Source organism: Mycolicibacterium flavescens (assembly GCF_001722335.1).
Lineage (GTDB): Bacteria > Actinomycetota > Actinomycetes > Mycobacteriales > Mycobacteriaceae > Mycobacterium > Mycobacterium flavescens.
The window spans coordinates 18,798-35,579 of sequence record NZ_MIHA01000031.1; the positions used below are offsets into that span (position 1 = coordinate 18,798).

The window sequence follows — 16,782 nt, forward strand, 5'->3', positions numbered from 1 at the left end:
TCGCGGTCAGCCGATCGCCGCGGCCCAGTGCTCGGCCAGGTACTTGGTGGCCGCCTCGGTCTGCTCGGGCGTCGGCACGGTCACCGGTCCGTCGATCACCGGCACCGACGCGGTCGCGGCCTCGTCGAGGGTTCCGTCGGCGGCCATGTTGTCGGCCCGTACCGGCCGAACTCCCCCGAGCGCGAACAGGTTCTGACCCTCGTCGCTGTAGAGGAACTCCTGCCACAGCCGGGCGGCGGCCGGATGCGGCGCGTCCTTGTTGATGGCCTGGTAGTAGTAGCCCGCCACCGCGTGGTCCGGCGGCACGAGCACCTTCCACGACGGCAGCTTCTTGGTCTCGGCGGCGTTGGTGTAGTTCCAGTCGATCACCACCGGGGTCTGACCCGATTCGATGGTGGCCGGGGTGGGGTCGACGGGCAGGAAGTTGCCTGCGTCGGCGAGTTTGCGGAAGAACTCGACTCCGGGCGCGATGTCGTCGACCGAACCGCCTTGGGACAGAGCGACCATCAGCACGCCGGAGAACGCGGCGCCGGCCTGGGTCGGGTCGCCGTTGAGCGCGACCGACCCGCGGTACTCGGGCTTGAGCAGATCGTCGACGCTGGTGACCTCGGGCACTTTCGCCGAATCGAAGCCGATCGACATGTAGCCGCCGTAGTCGTTGACCCAGGTGCCGTCGGCGTCCTTGAACGCGGCCGGGATGTCGTCGAAGGTGGTGACCTTGTACGGCGCGAACATCGCGGTGTTCGCCAACGCCACCGACTGGCCGAGGTCGAACACGTCGGGTGCGGTGCTCTTGCCCTTCTGCTGGTTGGCGGCGTTGATCTCGTCCTGGCTGGACGCGTCGGGCTGCGCGGAATTCACCTTGATGCCGTACTTGTCGGAGAACGCCTTGATGATCGCGCCGTAGTTCGCCCAATCCGGCGGCAGCGCAATCACATTGAGCTCGCCCTCGGCTTTGGCGGCTTCCACCAGGCCGTCGATCCCGCCGAAGTCCTCGGCCGAGGTGGCCTCGGCGGCCTTGACCCCGGACTGCGTCTCGGCGCCGCCGCTCTCCTTCTCCGGGGGCGCGCAGGCCACCGAGCCGCCGAGCAGCAGAACCGCCGCGGCGCCCGTGGCGGCGAGTTGTCGTGTGCGTGCGCTGAGTTTCATGGCCGAAACCTTCCGATGGTCAGGAGGCGGCAGGATGGCGCCGTGGTGACGGCCGCCGGTCGCCGCGGTGAATGAATCCATGCGAGGCGCTCGAAACCCTATCGCGACGGCGTCGCGGCCGCGCGGCTTCGCCGCAGTTTCCCCGCCCGAGCATTTGCGCAGGTACCGGCGTTAACATTCCTGTGTGGCGGAACGCGAAGCCTCGGGGGACTTCGACTACCTGTTCGATGACGAGGGCGAGCAAAGCGGTGCGGCGCTGCCCGCCGCTTCCGGCGAGGTCCCCGAGATCGGCGCGGACTACCGCTCCTTCGACGCGTTCGACTCGGACACCTGGTATTTCGAGCCGGCGCCGCCGCCGTGGTACCGCACCCGCAAGACCGCGACCCTGCTGGCCGCGATCTCGCTGGCCGCAATTGCGATCGTCGTCTCCGGTGTGTTGCTGGTGTTCGACCGGCCGTCGGGCACCGCGGTCGATGAGGTCACCACGGTGTCCCCGACCGCGCAGAGTTCCGCGCCGCCGCCGAGTTCGTCGCGGCCCGAGCCTCCCCCGCCGCCGCCTCCCCCGCCGCCCGCCGAGACGTCGGCCGCCCCGGCTCCGGCGCCGGCGCAGACGAACCGGCCGCGCACTCCGTCGACGCGGACCACCCGTGAGCAGCCCGAGATCGGCGTGACGCGTACGCCGGTGACCCGCTCGCCGATCAGCGTCGCGCCGCAGCGGCCGGACCAGCGCTAGGTGGCGCCGAGTGTGAAGTGGTTGCGATTTCGCGGCCGTTTTTTCGCAGCGGTTTCACACTCGGCGCAATGTCAGCGGTGCCGGCCGATCTTGTGGTGCAGGATCACCCCGAACGGCACCCCGTAGAACGGGGTCTGCAGTTGGGCCGCATCGCTGGCTGCCAGGCCGGGTTGGGCGGTGACCTGGGCGTTGCCCGGACTCACGCAGGTGGTGGCACCGCCGGTGTAGGAACACCCGGTCGGTGCGGCGACCGCGGTCGGGGCGAACCCGACGGCGGCGGCCGTGGCTGCCATGGCCAATGTCGCGATCAGACGTGTCTTCATGCCGTTTCCTTCGGTCACGCGGGGCGGGTCCGCGGTGGACGGCGTCTCGCAATTACTGAACTTCACGTTCAGTTTCAAGCGTACGCCTCAGCCCCCCCATCGCGGCGGCGACGACGTGGTCCACATCGCCGACGGCTGCGTGCCCGAGCAGCAACCGGTACAGCAGCGGGCTGAGCAGCAGATCGACCGCGACGTCGGCGTCGATGTCAGCGCGCAGCTCCCCACGCGCCACCCCCCGCTCCCACACCCTGCGCATCAACGCGCGGCGCGGGGCGACCAGATGCGTCTGCAACTCGGCGGCCACCGCCGGGTCGGACTGGCCCTCCCCGACCAGTTGCGCGAACACCCGACCACTCTCGCCGTCGTAGAAGTGCGCCAGCCCGCGAAGCACGCCGAGAATGTCCTCGCGCGCCGAACCGGTGTCGGGATCGGGCGCCTCGGCCATGATCTGGCCGAGGAACGCCTCGATGGCCACCGCGTACTTGTTCGGCCACCACTTGTAGATCGTCGCCTTGCTGACCCCGCTCCGGCCGGCGATCTCCTCGGTTGTCATCGCGCGTAAGCCGACCTCTCGCAACAACTCCGACGCCGCGCGCAGCACCGACAGCCGCGACTGCTCGCTGCGTGGGCGGCCGGGGCGCGTGGGCATGAGACCACTATCGACGACCGTTGCGCCCGCTGGCGGCAAACGGGTCAGGCCGCGTTCTCGTCGGCGGCCCACAGCCCGTCGATCTCGGCATGCGCCCGGCGCAGGCTCTCGGCGGCCAGCCCGCGCAGATCGGCCATCGCCGGGTTGGCGTCGGCCATCGTGAGCTCGGCGGTGATGAACCGCGGCCGCAGCCCTGTCATCGACACCGCGTGCGGCAACCAGGCGATCGCGTGGTCCCAGCCCTCACGCGGGGTGCCCGGTCCGTAGCCGCCGCCGCGGCTGGTGAGCACGACGAACTCGGTGTCGCCGAGCAGCCCCTCGCCGGTCTGAGCGTCGATCGAGAGCCCGACCGCGACCAGGTGGTCGACCCACGCGTGCACGCTGCTCGGCGCGCTGAAGTTGTACAGCGGCAGGCCCAGTAGCAGCACGTCGGCGCGCTTGACCTCGTCGATCAACGACGCGCTGAGCTCGACCGACGCCAGCTGCGCGGCGGTGCGCTGGTCGGCGGGGATCTTGCGGGCGGTGCCGGTCGACGGGATGAGATGCGGGACGGGATCGGCGCCCAGGTCGCGGTAGGTCACCGTGCCCCCGGGATGGGTCGCCCGCCAGCGTTCGGCGGCGCGGGCGGTCAGGCGCCGGCTGACCGACTGGGATCCGCGGACCGACGAGTCGATGTGGAGCAGATGAGCCATTGTTAGTCCTTTATAGACGATTAGTATTGTACAAACTATTAATACATCCATGACCGTCGGGGTTATTCCCGTAGCCTGGACAGATGCCCGAGTTGTCCGCCCCGCTGCTGGTCTTCCTGGCGCGACGGATGCAGACCGAGGGCGACGTCGCGCTGGCACAGTTCGGGTTGCGGGCCCGCCACGTCATCGCGCTGACCCTGCTGCGCGAACTCGGCGAGCAGAGCCAGTCCGACCTGTCCACCACGCTGGGCGTCGACCCGACCAACGTCGTGGCGCTGCTCAACGAACTCGAGGCCGACGGGCTGATCGAGCGCCGACGCGTCCCGCAGGACCGCCGCCGCCACACCGTGTCCCTCACCCCCGCCGGCGCGCGTCGGCTCACCGAACTCGAGGAGTCCCTCAGCGGCGTCGAGCAACGCGTGCTGGCCGCACTCGACGCCGACGAACAGGCCCAGCTGTACAAACTGCTGTCGCGGGCGACGTCGGCCCCCTACACCGAGTCCCTCAGCAGCTCGGCCTGCTACCTCGACGGGGCGAAGTAGGTTCGGCGATGGCCGGTTTCGACGCGACGACCGCATTCGCCGAGGCGCCGATCGCGCGGTTGTCGACGGTCGGACCCCAGGGTGCGCCGCACCTGGTCCCGGTGGTGTTCGCGGTGCACGACGGCGTGGTCTACACGGCCGTCGACGCCAAGCGAAAAACCACTCGGCGCCTGCGCCGGTTGGTCAACATCGAAGCCAACCCGCAGGTGAGCCTGCTGGTCGACCACTACGAGGACGACTGGTCCCGGCTGTGGTGGGTGCGCGCCGACGGTAACGCCGAAATCCACACCAGCGGTGAAGAATTGGCGACCGGTTACACCCTGCTGCGGCGCAAGTACCCGCAGTACGAGCGGCTCGCGCTCGACGGGCCGGTGGTCACCGTCGCGGTCACCCGATGGGCGTCCTGGCAGGCCTGAGATTTCGCCAATCCCTTGTGCTGTGTGCCGCCGAGGAGCAAGGTGTTGCACACACACTGCGGCGGCTGGGCGGCCGCCGTGGAAGGGGAACGTCATGGCCGACAAGACGACACATGCCCAGGGCGCCGGAGCCGCCCCCACCGCGGACAGTCCGGCCGCCATCCGCAACGTGGCCCTGGTCGGCCCGTCGGGTGGCGGCAAGACCACACTGATCGAGGCGCTGCTGGTGGCCGCCGGCGTGCTCACCAGAGCGGGTTCGGTGATCGACGGCACCACGGTGTGCGACTGCGACGAGGCCGAGATCGCCCAGCAGCGCTCGGTGGGCCTGGCGTTGGCCTCCCTGGCCCACTCCGACACCAAGGTCAACCTGATCGACACCCCCGGTTACGCCGACTTCGTCGGTGAACTGCGGGCGGGTCTGCGCGCCGCCGACTGCGCGCTGTTCGTCGTCGCCGCCAACGAGGCCATCGACGAACCCACCAAATCGCTGTGGCAGGAGTGCGCGCAGGTCGGCATGCCGCGCGCGGTGGTGATCACCAAACTCGACCACTCCCGGGCCAACTACGACAACGCGCTCGCCGAGGCACAGCGGGCGTTCGGCGACAAGGTGCTGCCGCTGTATCTGCCTGCGAACATGCCGTGCACCGGGCTGATCGGGCTGCTGTCGCAGACGCACTACGAGTACCGCGACGGCACCCGCGTGGCCGCCCACGAACCCGAGGCGTCCTACGCCGACGCGATCGCCGAGCACCGCAGCGCGCTGATCGAAGGCGTCATCGAGGAGTCCGAGGACGAGACGCTGATGGAGCGCTATCTCGGCGGCGAACAGATCGACGAGTCCGTGCTGATCGACGACCTCGAGAAGGCCGTCGCGCGGGCGTCGTTCTTTCCGGTCATCCCGGCCTGCAGCAGCACCGGGGTCGGCACCCTGGAACTGCTCGAGATCATCACCGCCGGTTTCCCCTCTCCGCCCGAACATCCGCTGCCCGAGGTGTTCACCCCGCAGGGCAAGGCGCGCGAGACGTTGCCCTGCGATCCGGCCGCCCCGCTGCTGGCCGAGGTGGTCAAGACGACGTCAGACCCCTACGTCGGGCGGCTCAGCCTGGTGCGGGTGTTCTCCGGCACCATCACCTCCGACACCACTTTGCATGTGTCGGGCCACTTCTCGTCGTTCTTCGGCGCGGGCTCATCGGGACCGGGCCACGAGGACCACGACGAGGACGAGCGCGTGGGGACCCTGAGCTTCCCACTCGGCAAACAGCAACGGCCCGCGGCCGCCGTGATCGCCGGCGACATCGCCGCGATCGGTCGCCTCAGCCGCGCCGAGACCGGTGACACGCTGTCCGACAAGGCCGATCCGCTGGTCCTCAAACCCTGGAGCATGCCCGAACCGCTGCTGCCGATCGCCGTGCAGCCGCGCGCCAAGACCGACGAGGACAAGCTGGCGGTCGGGCTCGGCCGGCTGGCCGCGGAGGACCCGACGCTGCGCATCGAGCAGAACCCGGAGACCCACCAGGTCGTGCTCTGGACGATGGGCGAGGCGCACGCCGGTGTGCTCCTCGAGGCGCTGGCCCGCCGCTTCGGCGTCGCCGTCGACACCGTCGAACTGCGGGTGCCGCTACGAGAGACGTTCGCGGGCAAGGCTAAAGGCCACGGCCGCCACGTCAAGCAGTCCGGCGGGCACGGCCAGTACGCCGTCTGCGACATCGAGGTCGAACCGCTGCCCCAGGGCACGGGTTTCGAGTTCGTCGACAAGGTCGTCGGCGGCGCGGTGCCGCGCCAGTTCATCCCCAGCGTCGAGAAGGGGGTGCGGGCACAGATGGACAAGGGGCTGTCCGGGGTGAGCGGCAGCGGCTATCCGGTCGTCGACATCCGGGTCACGCTGTTCGACGGCAAGGCGCACAGCGTCGACTCGTCGGACTTCGCCTTCCAGATGGCCGGCGCGCTGGCCCTGCGTGAAGCCGCCGCAGCGACCCGGATCAGCCTCCTCGAACCCGTCGACGAGGTGACGGTGTTGATTCCCGACGACTTCGTCGGCGCGGTGATGGGTGACCTGGCGGGCAGGCGTGGACGGGTGCTGGGCACCGACAAGGTCAGCGACGACCGCACCCTGGTCCGGGCGGACATCCCGCAGGTCGAACTGACCCGCTACGCAATCGATCTGCGCTCGCTCGCCCACGGTGCCGGGTCGTTCACCAGGACGTTCGCCCGCTACGACCCGATGCCCGAGCATGCCGCGGCCAAGGTGCTCGCCACGGTCTGATCAGCGACCTCACCGGGTCCGCTCAGGCCGGTCACAGCCGGCGTGCCTAGCGTCGTCGTCATGAACGACCGCACGCATCTGCTCGCTCATGTCCTGACCACCGGAGCGCTCGCGGTCACGGCGATGGTGGCGGCGTGGGTCTGGCTGTTCTGACTCACCGCGGCGGGTCGCCGCGCCAGGCGAAGCTGTTGACGTATTTGCCCATGTCCAAGGCGATCTGAAGATTCGCCCCGGACGGCTTGCCGAACCCGAAGTCGGGGCCGAACTGGTGGTAGGGCCCCACCGCGGCGGCGACCAGCGCGAGATCGTCCTTGACCGCGACCATCACGATCACCCGCATCCGCAGGTAGCTGCTGTTGGCGCCCTGCGGCCAGCAGTCGGCCACCTCGCCGTAGCCGGACTGGTAGCCGACCATCGCGTTGGGAATCTCGTAGGCCGTCCGGGTGTCGGGAAAAGTACTGTCCACCAACGTTTTCGCGATGTCACGCGGGGCACGGCCGGCGGCGGGTTCGCTGAACAGTTGCAGCGTGCCGCCGTCTCCGGCGGTGAATTCGGCGGTCACCCCGTTGGGTCTGGTGGTAATGCGGTAGGCCGAACTCGGCGCCGGATACGACACCGAGAACGCACCGTCGGCGGCGGTGAAGCGCGGGTTGATCTCCACCGGTGTTCCGGTGGGCGGCCGACCGCAGTCGGGCGGGCAGATGTAGCGCACAGGCGGTTTGGCGATCTTCGCCGACATCCAGAGCAGGGCGCCCGCGATGACCCCGATCGCGACGATCCAGGTCAGCACCAACCGGGTGCGCGACGTGCGCGGCGGTGGTGCCGCGGCGTACTCGCCGGCCGGAACCGCGTAGCCGGGAAAGAAATCGGGTGTCGTCGCTGTACTCATGACCGCGTGCTCATGGGCTGTCCGGTCTGCGGCCGCGCACCGGGCGCGCCTGGCGCCGGTGCTTGCGCGACGACCGGGACGACGCGCGCGTCGCCACCCCGCACGCCGGGCAGAACGCCATGTCCGGTACCACGTGCCCGCAGTGCGGGCACAGCAGCGGTTCGTCGGAGAGGATCTCGTCGTGCGCCTCGTGCAGCAGCGCCAGGTGCAGACCGATCCGCAGCAGCAACAGCGCGACCGTGGCCAGCAGCAGATACAGCACCAGCATCGGCACCTGCGGGAAGCGCGCCACGTCGATCAGTCCGAGGCTCAGATATACGACCAGCACCGCGACCGCGAAGCCGACGAGCACCGCACGGACCGCGCCCGGATGCTGATCGCGTTTACTGGCCGGGCGGGTGAACCACAGTGCGGCGCCGATCAATCCGCCGGCCGCGGCGGCGGTCAACGGCACCGCGATACCGCGGATGCCCGCCTCGACCAGCAGGCTCTCCATCGGCCGCCTGCTCACCAGGCCGGTGCCGAACTGCGGGGCCAGACGCGTCAGCGTCGCGGCCGCGGTGAACGTCAGCGCACCCAGCGCACCGACCATGAACCCGTCCAGCGATTCCCGCGACGGCGGCCGCCACACCCGCACGGCCACCGCGGGCAGCAGCATCAGCAGCACCCCGCCCAACGGGATGCCGATACCGTCGCGCAGCAGACGGGTGCCGACGATCCCGGCGCCCAGCCCCGTGCCGTACGAGCGCGCCACCACCGCGCCGGTCAGCAGCACCCACCCCACGCCGAGGCCGACACCGAGCGCCATCGTCAACACGATGGTACGAATCGGGAAGTCGCGGAACGCATCCGACTCACGTAGATAGATCAGGTACAGCAGCGGCAGGCCCAGCGCCGCCACCGTCACCAACGCCGCGGGCAGCCGTAGCAGCGTGAACGCGACCAACGCGGCCAGCAGTACCACCAGGCCGATCCGGAACGCCGCGCGGGACCGCTGCGGCAGATGCGGGAACAGCGAACTGGCCACCGACAGCTGCAGCAGGTGTTCGTTCGGTGCGGCGCCGAAGTCGCGAACGCGCAGCCAGTCCGGGCCCTCGTGTCTGCGCGGGGTCAGGTGGCATCCGCACAGCCCGCAGTACGTGCCCGCCGGGACGTCGGTCTTGCAGATCCGGCACTCGGTGGTGGGCACCGCGTCGTCATCGCCCGGGTTCTCGGTGCTCATGACGGAACCCGCTGCAGGACAAGAAGATTGCGAACGAGGTTGTCGACGTCCGGGGTACCCAGCCCGGTCACCAGGTCGTAACCCGGGGTGGCGTCGGCGACACTGTTGCCGCCCAGCGTGACGTCGCGGAACGCGGGCAGCGGGGCGCCGCGGGCCATCCGGTACAGCAGCGGGTTGAGCGCGCCGATCCCGCGGCCCCCGTTGGCGATCAGGTACTGGTTCATCACCGCCGCCATCCCCGCCCAGATCGGCGCGGACTGCGAGGTGCCGCCGCCGACCAGCGGCGTCTGCTGGAACACGATCCGCACGCCGGTGAACGGGTCGGCGACCGCGGCGACGTCGGGGGTCAGCCGCCGGTCGGAGTGCTGGCCGGTCATCACCGCGCGTTGCCACGGCGGGCGGTCGAACAGCGCCGAGACCCCGCCGCCGGTTCCGACGGTGAGCGGCACATCGAACCAGGCCTGCTCGGACAGCCAGCGGCCCTGGGCGTCGGTCGACAGCGTGGTGCCGCCGACATCGGTCATCTCCGGCAGCGACGCGATCGAGTCCAGGCCGATGTCGGCCTCACCGGGCGGCGAGGACCAGTCGTCGCCGCCCTTGCACTCCAGCCCGGCCAGGTCACCGCTGGCGTTGAACGCGGTGGTGCCGCGTTCCTGCGCGGCCGCCAGCGCCGCGCGCACCGGGGCCAGGTCGGCGGCGGTGATCAGCTTGTCGCAGCCCCAGCCGATCGACAGGCTCCACACCGCGCCCGGGAAGCGCCGGTCGGTCTCGGCGAACATCTGCCCGATCTTCTCGAACGCGCCGTCGCCGGTGACGGTCGGCTGCGCGCTGACGACGACCTTGCGGGCGTCGGGGGCGACGGCGTGCGCGACCTGCAGGTCCATCGTGGTCTCGCCGCGCGGTTCGTCGAGTTCCCCGCCGACCACCTCCGGGGTGAACCGCGGCAGCCGGTAGGTGTCGGCGAACGTGTCGAGATCGGCCTGGTCGAAGCCGTCGAACGCAAAGAACACGATCGTGGTGCCCTTGCCGGTGTACCCGGCCGCCGCCAGCGGGGTGATGTTGTAGGTGTTGAGCAGCGCCTCCGGTGTGAGCCCCTGGTCGGGCACGTCCAGCGGCACCGTCCAGATGTGCGACGTGCGGTGCGGCAGGTAGCCGAGGATGCGGCCGAGGTCGCGGACCTCTCCGGTCAGACCGTCGGGGACCCCGGGCTGCTGCGGCGAGGCGTAGAACACCTGCCCGCGGCGGCCGCGGTAGTCGTGCACCTCGACGTCGAAGGCGTCGGCGACGTCCTGCGCCCGTCCCTCGACGACAGCCCAGTCCTGCCCCGCATGCCAGCGCACCGCGAGGTCGCGGCCGCCGGCCCAGTCGAACAGCGCGTCGGGCCGGTCGCGGCCGCCCAGCGCCAGCGTGACCTGGACGTCGGCGGTGCGCGACGGTCCCAGGTCGGTCGAACTGGCCAGCAGATAGGAGTACGGCCCGGGGATCACACCGCCGCCGTCGCGCGCGGGATCGGGACGCAGATCCGCGGCGAGCGCCCACACGCCCACCGCGATCAGCGCCAGCACGCCTAGCTGCCGCGCACTCACGGACGCCAGCGTACGTCCGTTCCGGATCCGGTCAGTTGTCGCCGGGGATCGCCGTCGGCGCCGGCGGCGCGTGGACGGTCGGCGAGAACGGGTTCGGGCCGGGGTCGATGCGCGGCGCCTTCTCCGTCGGCTCCACCGGCGCGGCCGAAGTCGTCGTCGTCGTGGTCGTGGTGGTCGTCGTGGTGGTCTCCTCCGGCGCCTCCTCCTCGGAGGAGCACGACGCGGTGAACAGCACCATCGCCGCGGCGGCGGTCCCGGCCGCGATCACGCCGACGCGGCGGCCCAACTGAGCTGACCTCATGTTGCAGTCCTATCTGTCCCGATCGGTGCCAGGTCCGGTCAAGATCAGCCCGGCGTCGAAACTGTAACCCGGATGACCGGCGGGTCGCTCGGTGAGCGACCGAGAGTCAGGAACCGGACTGCAGCGCCGACAGCGCCTCGGGCAGCGTCGGGAACAGCGAGAACACCTGGTCGAGCCCGGTCAGCTGGATCGGTCGGCTGGTGGCCGGGCCGTCGGCGACGACCGCGAACCGGGCGGACTTGCTGACGGTCTCGTGGGTCGCGACCAGCGCCTGCAAACCTGCCGAGGCCAGGAAGTCCACGGCGGTCAGGTCGACGACGAGCGCTGTGGGTTCCTGCGTCAGCGCCTCGGTGATACCGGCCTGGAACGCCGGCACGGTGGCGAGGTCGATGTCGCCACCGACCGTCAGCACGGCGATGCTCCCCTCCTGGGAGACCGAGGTCGTGATCGGATCATTACGTGACAACAGATGTCCTCCGGTCGACGCCGCCCCTGACGGCGGCGATGCGCCGAGCTTAATACGTGGCCGCCGATCGCAGAGATCAACGCTTCCCAGGATCCGTACAGCGGGCGCGGACTATGGTCGGGACGACACTGCGACGACCGCGATTGACCCGAGGATGACCGACTCCGCAGACCTGTACCACCGTTACGAGCGGGAGCGGGCGCGGGCCGATCACCTGGCGGACCGCGACGAGTTCCGCGGGGCACTGGTCAATTCGTTGCAGGACGGCTTCTTCGTCGCCGACGGCCACGGCGCCGTAATCGAGGTCAACGACGCGTTCACCCAGATCACCGGCTACGGGCAGACCGATCTGCCGTATCTGGTGCCGCACCCGTGGGTGCGCGACGCCGACGCGGCCCACCGCCGCAGCGAGGCTCTGGTGAAGGACGGCCGGGTGACCGGCGAGATGGAGATCGAGCACCGCGACGGCCGGCGGCGCTGGGTCGCGCTCAGCATCAACGCCGTCACCGGTCAACCGTTCGGCGAAGGCCTCTACGTCGGCACGATCCGCGACATCACCTCGGCCCGTGCCGCGGGCGAACGCGACCGCGCGGTCGCCCGGCTGGCGACCGCGGTGAGCGTCGCGCGAAGCGTCGACGAGGTGCTGGCCATCACGCTCGCGCAGTGCCGCCGGTCCCTGGATGCGCGACGGCTGATGGCGGTGATCTGGCCGCGGAGCCCGGGCGACGGACCGTCGGTGCACGTGGCGGGCGAACCCGCGGTGTCGGAGTGGGACGACCTCGACGACGACTGGCAGCGCACCATCGACGACGCCCGCTCGTGGATCCCGCTGACCGTGACACCGGTCGGCGCGGCGCCCAGCGCCGGGACCACCCGCGGATTCGTCACGGTGCTGTCGGGTGCTCGCGATGTCGTGGTGTGCCTGGAGCACCACCGGCCGCGGGTGATCAGCGACGAGGACCGGTACCTGATCACCGCGCTGGTCGGCCACCTGGGCACCGCGATGCAGCATGTCCGCCAGTTCGAGAACGCGCGCGACACCTCGCTGACCCTGCAGCGGTCGCTGCTCGCGCCGATCGACCTGCCGCCGGGCTTCGCGGTGCGCTACGAGCCGGCCGTGCACCCGCTCGAGATCGGCGGGGACTTCTACGACGTGCTGCCGGTGGCCGAGCACCGGATCGGGGTCGTGGTCGGCGACTGCGTAGGGCGCGGGCTGGCGGCCGCAGCGGTGATGGGCCAGTTGCGGGCGTCCACCCGCGCGTTGCTGCTGACCGGTGCGGACACGTCGACGCTGCTCGAGCACCTCGACGCGGTCGCGTCCCACATCCCCGACGCGTTCTGCACGACGGTGTTCGTCGCGATCGTCGACACCGAGGCGGGCACCGTCGAATACAGCAGCGCCGGCCACGTACCGCCGATCCTGATCGGCGACGACGGCGCCTGCGAGCTGTTGACCGGGGCGGTCTCGGTGCCCCTGGGGGTCCGGCACCGCGAACCGCGACCGCGGGCCAGCCACCCGCTGAGGGCCGGCTCGACGCTGATGCTCTACACCGACGGTCTGGTCGAGCGGCGCGACCGACCGATCGACGCGCAGATCGAGCGGGTGGCCGCCGTGATCGCCGAGTCCGCGGCGCTGCCGGTGGACGAGGTCGCCGACACGGTGCTGGGCAAACTCGCCCCGGATCGCGGCTATGACGACGACGTCGCGCTCGTGCTGTACCGGGCCGAGCCCGCGCCGCTGGTCATCGACATCCCGGCGATTGCCGCGCAGCTGACCGAGATCCGCAGGCGGCTCACCGCCTGGCTCATCGCCCACGGTGTGCGGGAACCGTCGGCGTCCGACATGGTGCTCGTGGTGAACGAAGCCTGCTCCAACAGCGTCGAGCACGCGTACCGGGGACGGGAGCCCGGCCGCATGAAAGTGCACGCCGAACGACGCGGCACCTCGATCCGGGTGCGGGTCACCGACTTCGGGTCCTGGAAGGACCCCACCGACGATCCGGGCACCCGGGGCCGGGGTCTGCTGCTGATGCGGGCGGTCAGCGACGATGTCGATCTGGACGGCACTGCCGCGGGCACGACGGTCGATATGACATTTCAATTACCGGAGACCCCGAAGTGAGGACTCCCCGGCCGCCTCAACGGCTTCCGCGTGATATGACAATCACTGACAAAGAGCGTCTGTCAAGGCGAGGCAGCGGTGAGGGTTGTTTGGCGTGTACTGGGGCGGCGGCGCCTTTAGTACATCGGGAGGTGCTGTGACTGACACTGCTGATGAGAGCTCCTGCCGCGGCGACTCGGTGCCTGTGGGGGTCCGAAAGGCGTGACTGTCAACGAGTTCCGGCTCACGGCCGGAAACGCTGAGGCATCTCCGGTCGTCACTGCGGCCGGTGAGATCGACCTGGCGAACGTCGACCAGTTCAGCGCGGTGTTGTCCCGCGCGGCCGACGGTAACGCGGCCGTCACCGTCGACCTGACCGCGGTGACCTACTGCGACAGTGCCGCGTTGCGGGAGTTGTTCTCCACTGCGGCGGTGGCCAAACTCGAACTCGTCGTGCCCGCCAACGGGCCGATCACGACGCTGCTGCGGATCTCCGGCCTGGACAAGGTCGCCTCGGTCACGGTCGTCGACTGAACGGATCGTCGTCGTGCCCGCCCCCGACTTTCAACCCCGCCAGCACCCCGAGCTGATCACGCTGCTGCAGCGTGTGCTGGAGCGCCTGCACGCCGAGTTACCCCGTGCGCTCGGCGTCGCGGTCACCGTGCAGGACAAGCGTTTCGGCGAGACGCCGTCGGCGCTGGCGGCGCTGGGCGTCGAGGCCGAGATGGTGGCGGCGCAGTTGTCGGGTCTGGGCGGCCCGGTGGCCGACGCGCTGAACTATCAGGTGCCGGTACTCAGCGTCGACCTGTTCAGCGACGAGCGGTGGCCCGACCTGACCCGGGACGCGGCCGCGCGGTGTGCCCCGGCGATCGCCTCCTCGCTGCCCGAGGTCTGCGGTGTGGCCGCGGTGGCGGGCTTCTGGCGCACCGACGCCGCAATCATGCTGTCGTGCACGCTGCGCGAGCCCGGCAGCGCGTCGACCGTGGCGACGCTGATCGCCTATGAGCAACTGGTGTCCGCGGCCCTGGTGACCACCGCCGCGCAGAACGAAGCCGCATTCGAGGACCTGCTGACCGCGCTGCAGTCGCGCGGCGCCATCGAACAGGCCAAGGGCGCACTGATCGGCGCGATCGGCTGCGACGCCGACCAGGCGTGGAGCGTGCTGCGCCGCGCCAGCCAGGAGTTCAACGTCAAGCTGCGCGAACTCGCGGTCGCGCTGGTCGAGCACATCAGCGGCCGCCCCGCCGAGCAGCCCGGCGCCGCCGAACCGATCGCGCCGGACGGGCCCGCGCGCGACGCCGCCCGGTTGCTGTGGACCGCGATGGTCAAGGAGCGGCCGTCAGCCTGAGCGGGCCTGGCGCTTGGCGGCCTCCTCGAGCTGCTCCTCGAGCGCGCCTTCGTCGCGGCCGAGCGCGATGGTCGCCGCAGTCATCGCGGCCACCGCGACCGCGATCGCCGCGGCCTTGACCCCGTTGACCGTGAGGTGCTCACCCAGCACGACGGCGCCGAGCACGACGGCCACCACGGGTTCGAGTACGAGCATCGTCGGCACCGAGGTCTGCAGCGAGCCCGCGTGGAACGCCGACTGCTGCAGGATGACCGCGACGACGCCGAGCACCACCAGCAGGTACACCACCGGTGAGGTCAGCACGGCGCCCGGACCTTCGGTGGTCAACATGTGCATGACGATCTTGGTGAGCACCGCGACGACGCCGAACAGCAGCCCCACCGCAGCGGCGAGGATCACCGCGCGCCGCCACCCCGCGCAGCGGACCGCGATCACCACGCACGCCAGCACCGCGACCGCGCATACCACCGCGACGACGGCCGACGTCGGGGCCGAGGCCTCGTAGTCGCCGGGCCGCGCCTTGGCCAGCAACACGAACACCGCGAGCGCGGCGGTCAGCAGCAGCGCCCACGCCCACTCGGCGCGGGTCACACGACGGTTGGCCAGCCGCGCGCTCAGCGGCAACGCGAACAGCAGCGCGGACACCAGGATCGGTTGGACGACCAGAAGCGATCCCTCGGCGAGCGCCAACGCCTGGAATACGAAGCCGGCGACCGCCGCAGCCGTGCCGGCCCACCACAGCGGCCTGCGCAGCAGCGTCATCACCATCACACCGCTGACGCCGTGTTCGGGCGGCACATCCATGGTGGCGCGCTGTCGAACCACGATGCCGATGGCCAGAAATGCGGCGGCCAGCAGGGCCAACAGGACGACCAGGCCCTGCTCGATCAACGTGCACCCGTCAAGAGGATCCCTCCGCAGAAGCTGTCACCGCACAAGCGAAACACATCGTCGGTCGGGCCGCGAAAGCGGCTGGGCAGCCTTCGTCCAGGTTTGACGGTCGATCCGATCGGGCATCAATCCGATCATGAATCTGCGACGGATGTTGTTGCTGGTGGGTGCTGTGGTGCTGCTCGTCGGGGTGATCGGGCTGCTGATGCCCGTCTCGATCCCCGGCCCGGACAATCAGAAGATCGGGTGCGGCAACGCGATCGCGGCCGACGACTCCGCGGCGAGCCAGGCCGACAGCAACAACCCGGTGAACCTGCCGATCCTCAACGAGGTGGTCCCGCACACCGACTACGTCGCGCAGTGCCAGTCCGCGGTCTCCGACCGCCGGACCTGGACGATCCCGGTGGCGGTCATCGGTGTCGTGGTGCTCGCCGCCTCGTTCTTCGTCGGCGGCCGCACCGCGCGCGCGGGCTAGCTGGCTTCGCGGTCGGCGACGACCCGCAGGCGGGTGGGACCGGTTTCGGGAGCGATGCGGTCGTTGACGGTGGCGACGACCGTGTCGACCCGGTTGACCGCCCGGTCGCACAGCCCGCGGACCTTGCCGCTGGCCGCGTCCACATCGTCGGCGGCGCTCATCAGGTAGGCGCGGACGTTGAGGCCCAACCGCTCACCGGTCGCCCGGACCCGCCGCCGCAGGCGTTCGTCGATCTCGACCGTGACGTAGGGCATCACGCGAAGCTTCATGACGCCACCCTAGCTTTTTCCGCGCATCTCGTTCGGTTCCTTCCGCGACGGCAGGCGCGAGGCGGGAACGCCCCGCATTGGTTGGACTATTTCGTCCAGTTATGTGATGTTTCGACGGCTATGACGTCGTTGACGTGAGCAGATTTTGGACGATATAGTTCAGTCCAACTACAGTGAGGAATCAACCATGAACTCTGTTCACGTGCGCCGCCGCATCGCGGTTCTGGCCGGCGGCGCCGCAGCGCTCGCGATGGTGATGTTCACCGCGTCGTGCGCCCAGGAGGAGACTCCGGAGGAGACCACCACGACGACCACGACGGAGATGCCCAGCCCGACGTCGAGTCCGACCGAGGCTCCCGTCGAGCCGACGGACAAGGCGCCGCGCATCGACCCGGGTGGCCCGAACCCGTTCTCGCCGACCGTGATCGCGCCGCCCGCGCCGACGGCGCCGCCCGGCGACAACTGAC

Annotated in this window: 20 protein-coding genes; 9 read left to right on the forward strand and 11 right to left on the reverse strand. The window is 70.2% G+C overall.

What is annotated here, in order from left to right; translation table 11 throughout:
- Window positions 1–6: 6 nt before the first annotated feature.
- On the reverse strand, window positions 7–1,149 hold the full coding sequence (locus tag BHQ18_RS26870) for an ABC transporter substrate-binding protein (protein WP_069416736.1): 1,143 nt from the start codon (window positions 1,147–1,149) through the stop codon (window positions 7–9).
- Between the two features lie 184 nt (window positions 1,150–1,333).
- Here BHQ18_RS26870 and BHQ18_RS26875 point away from each other — a divergent pair, with 184 nt between their 5' ends.
- The gene (locus BHQ18_RS26875) at window positions 1,334–1,882 is read left to right on the forward strand and encodes a hypothetical protein (protein ID WP_069416702.1); all 549 of its coding nucleotides are present in this window, start codon (window positions 1,334–1,336) and stop codon (window positions 1,880–1,882) included.
- A gap of 71 nt (window positions 1,883–1,953) precedes the next feature.
- On the opposite strand, the gene BHQ18_RS26880 is transcribed toward BHQ18_RS26875, so the two are convergent.
- The 3 genes from BHQ18_RS26880 to BHQ18_RS26890 are packed head-to-tail and all read right to left on the reverse strand — an operon-like array spanning window position 1,954 to window position 3,546.
- Entirely contained in the window at window positions 1,954–2,205 is a 252-nt protein-coding gene (locus tag BHQ18_RS26880; RefSeq protein WP_069416703.1) for a hypothetical protein, read from the reverse strand.
- 52 nt (window positions 2,206–2,257) lie between these two features.
- The gene (locus BHQ18_RS26885; protein ID WP_069416704.1) at window positions 2,258–2,854 is read right to left on the reverse strand and encodes a TetR/AcrR family transcriptional regulator; all 597 of its coding nucleotides are present in this window, start codon (window positions 2,852–2,854) and stop codon (window positions 2,258–2,260) included.
- 44 nt (window positions 2,855–2,898) lie between these two features.
- A complete protein-coding gene (locus BHQ18_RS26890; RefSeq protein WP_069416705.1) occupies window positions 2,899–3,546 on the reverse strand; it encodes an FMN-dependent NADH-azoreductase in 648 nt (215 codons plus the stop codon).
- A gap of 83 nt (window positions 3,547–3,629) precedes the next feature.
- On the opposite strand from BHQ18_RS26890, the gene BHQ18_RS26895 reads away from it, so the two are divergent.
- The 3 genes from BHQ18_RS26895 (at window position 3,630) to BHQ18_RS26905 (ending at window position 6,767) form a co-directional block, all read left to right on the forward strand.
- Window positions 3,630–4,088 (forward strand): MarR family winged helix-turn-helix transcriptional regulator, encoded by a 459-nt coding sequence (locus tag BHQ18_RS26895; RefSeq protein WP_069416706.1) that lies wholly within the window; start codon window positions 3,630–3,632, stop codon window positions 4,086–4,088.
- A gap of 8 nt (window positions 4,089–4,096) precedes the next feature.
- Entirely contained in the window at window positions 4,097–4,504 is a 408-nt protein-coding gene (locus BHQ18_RS26900) for a TIGR03668 family PPOX class F420-dependent oxidoreductase (RefSeq protein WP_069416707.1), read from the forward strand.
- A 94-nt stretch (window positions 4,505–4,598) separates the two neighbouring features.
- Entirely contained in the window at window positions 4,599–6,767 is a 2,169-nt protein-coding gene (locus BHQ18_RS26905) for an elongation factor G-like protein EF-G2 (RefSeq protein ID WP_069416708.1), read from the forward strand.
- Between the two features lie 154 nt (window positions 6,768–6,921).
- On the opposite strand, the gene BHQ18_RS26910 is transcribed toward BHQ18_RS26905, so the two are convergent.
- The 5 genes from BHQ18_RS26910 to BHQ18_RS26930 all read right to left on the reverse strand — a co-directional run bounded on the left by BHQ18_RS26910 (window position 6,922) and on the right by BHQ18_RS26930 (window position 11,231).
- Window positions 6,922–7,656, reverse strand: coding sequence for a hypothetical protein (locus BHQ18_RS26910; protein ID WP_069416709.1), 735 nt, complete (start codon window positions 7,654–7,656; stop codon window positions 6,922–6,924).
- Between the two features lie 10 nt (window positions 7,657–7,666).
- Entirely contained in the window at window positions 7,667–8,878 is a 1,212-nt protein-coding gene (locus BHQ18_RS26915; protein ID WP_069416710.1) for a hypothetical protein, read from the reverse strand.
- Window positions 8,875–10,464 (reverse strand): S53 family peptidase, encoded by a 1,590-nt coding sequence (locus tag BHQ18_RS26920; RefSeq protein ID WP_109789427.1) that lies wholly within the window; start codon window positions 10,462–10,464, stop codon window positions 8,875–8,877. The genes BHQ18_RS26915 and BHQ18_RS26920 overlap by 4 nt, the downstream gene beginning before the upstream one ends.
- 31 nt (window positions 10,465–10,495) lie before the next feature.
- On the reverse strand, window positions 10,496–10,765 hold the full coding sequence (locus BHQ18_RS29355; protein ID WP_084294419.1) for a hypothetical protein: 270 nt from the start codon (window positions 10,763–10,765) through the stop codon (window positions 10,496–10,498).
- A gap of 106 nt (window positions 10,766–10,871) precedes the next feature.
- The gene (locus BHQ18_RS26930; RefSeq protein ID WP_069416713.1) at window positions 10,872–11,231 is read right to left on the reverse strand and encodes an STAS domain-containing protein; all 360 of its coding nucleotides are present in this window, start codon (window positions 11,229–11,231) and stop codon (window positions 10,872–10,874) included.
- Window positions 11,232–11,385: 154 nt separating this feature from the next.
- Here BHQ18_RS26930 and BHQ18_RS26935 point away from each other — a divergent pair, with 154 nt between their 5' ends.
- From BHQ18_RS26935 to BHQ18_RS26945, 3 genes are all read left to right on the forward strand, one after another.
- Complete coding sequence (locus BHQ18_RS26935) at window positions 11,386–13,353, forward strand: SpoIIE family protein phosphatase (protein WP_069416714.1); 1,968 nt, start codon at window positions 11,386–11,388, stop codon at window positions 13,351–13,353.
- Between the two features lie 201 nt (window positions 13,354–13,554).
- Window positions 13,555–13,866, forward strand: coding sequence for an STAS domain-containing protein (locus tag BHQ18_RS26940; RefSeq protein ID WP_069416715.1), 312 nt, complete (start codon window positions 13,555–13,557; stop codon window positions 13,864–13,866).
- A gap of 13 nt (window positions 13,867–13,879) precedes the next feature.
- On the forward strand, window positions 13,880–14,680 hold the full coding sequence (locus tag BHQ18_RS26945; RefSeq protein ID WP_069416716.1) for an ANTAR domain-containing protein: 801 nt from the start codon (window positions 13,880–13,882) through the stop codon (window positions 14,678–14,680).
- Here the strand turns inward: BHQ18_RS26945 and BHQ18_RS26950 are convergent.
- The gene (locus BHQ18_RS26950; protein ID WP_205866202.1) at window positions 14,672–15,571 is read right to left on the reverse strand and encodes a DMT family transporter; all 900 of its coding nucleotides are present in this window, start codon (window positions 15,569–15,571) and stop codon (window positions 14,672–14,674) included. The two genes, BHQ18_RS26945 and BHQ18_RS26950, sit on opposite strands and share 9 nt — an antisense overlap.
- Window positions 15,572–15,707: 136 nt before the next feature.
- Here BHQ18_RS26950 and BHQ18_RS26955 point away from each other — a divergent pair, with 136 nt between their 5' ends.
- Window positions 15,708–16,046: an aminopeptidase gene (locus tag BHQ18_RS26955; RefSeq protein WP_069416717.1), complete on the forward strand. Its 339-nt coding sequence runs from the start codon at window positions 15,708–15,710 to the stop codon at window positions 16,044–16,046.
- Here BHQ18_RS26955 and BHQ18_RS26960 read toward each other — a convergent pair.
- A complete protein-coding gene (locus BHQ18_RS26960; RefSeq protein ID WP_069416718.1) occupies window positions 16,043–16,315 on the reverse strand; it encodes a hypothetical protein in 273 nt (90 codons plus the stop codon). The two genes, BHQ18_RS26955 and BHQ18_RS26960, sit on opposite strands and share 4 nt — an antisense overlap.
- A 187-nt stretch (window positions 16,316–16,502) precedes the next feature.
- On the opposite strand from BHQ18_RS26960, the gene BHQ18_RS26965 reads away from it, so the two are divergent.
- Window positions 16,503–16,781 carry a hypothetical protein gene (locus BHQ18_RS26965; protein ID WP_069416719.1) on the forward strand — a complete coding sequence of 93 codons (279 nt, stop codon included), beginning with the start codon at window positions 16,503–16,505 and terminating at the stop codon, window positions 16,779–16,781.
- Window position 16,782 lies beyond the last annotated feature (1 nt).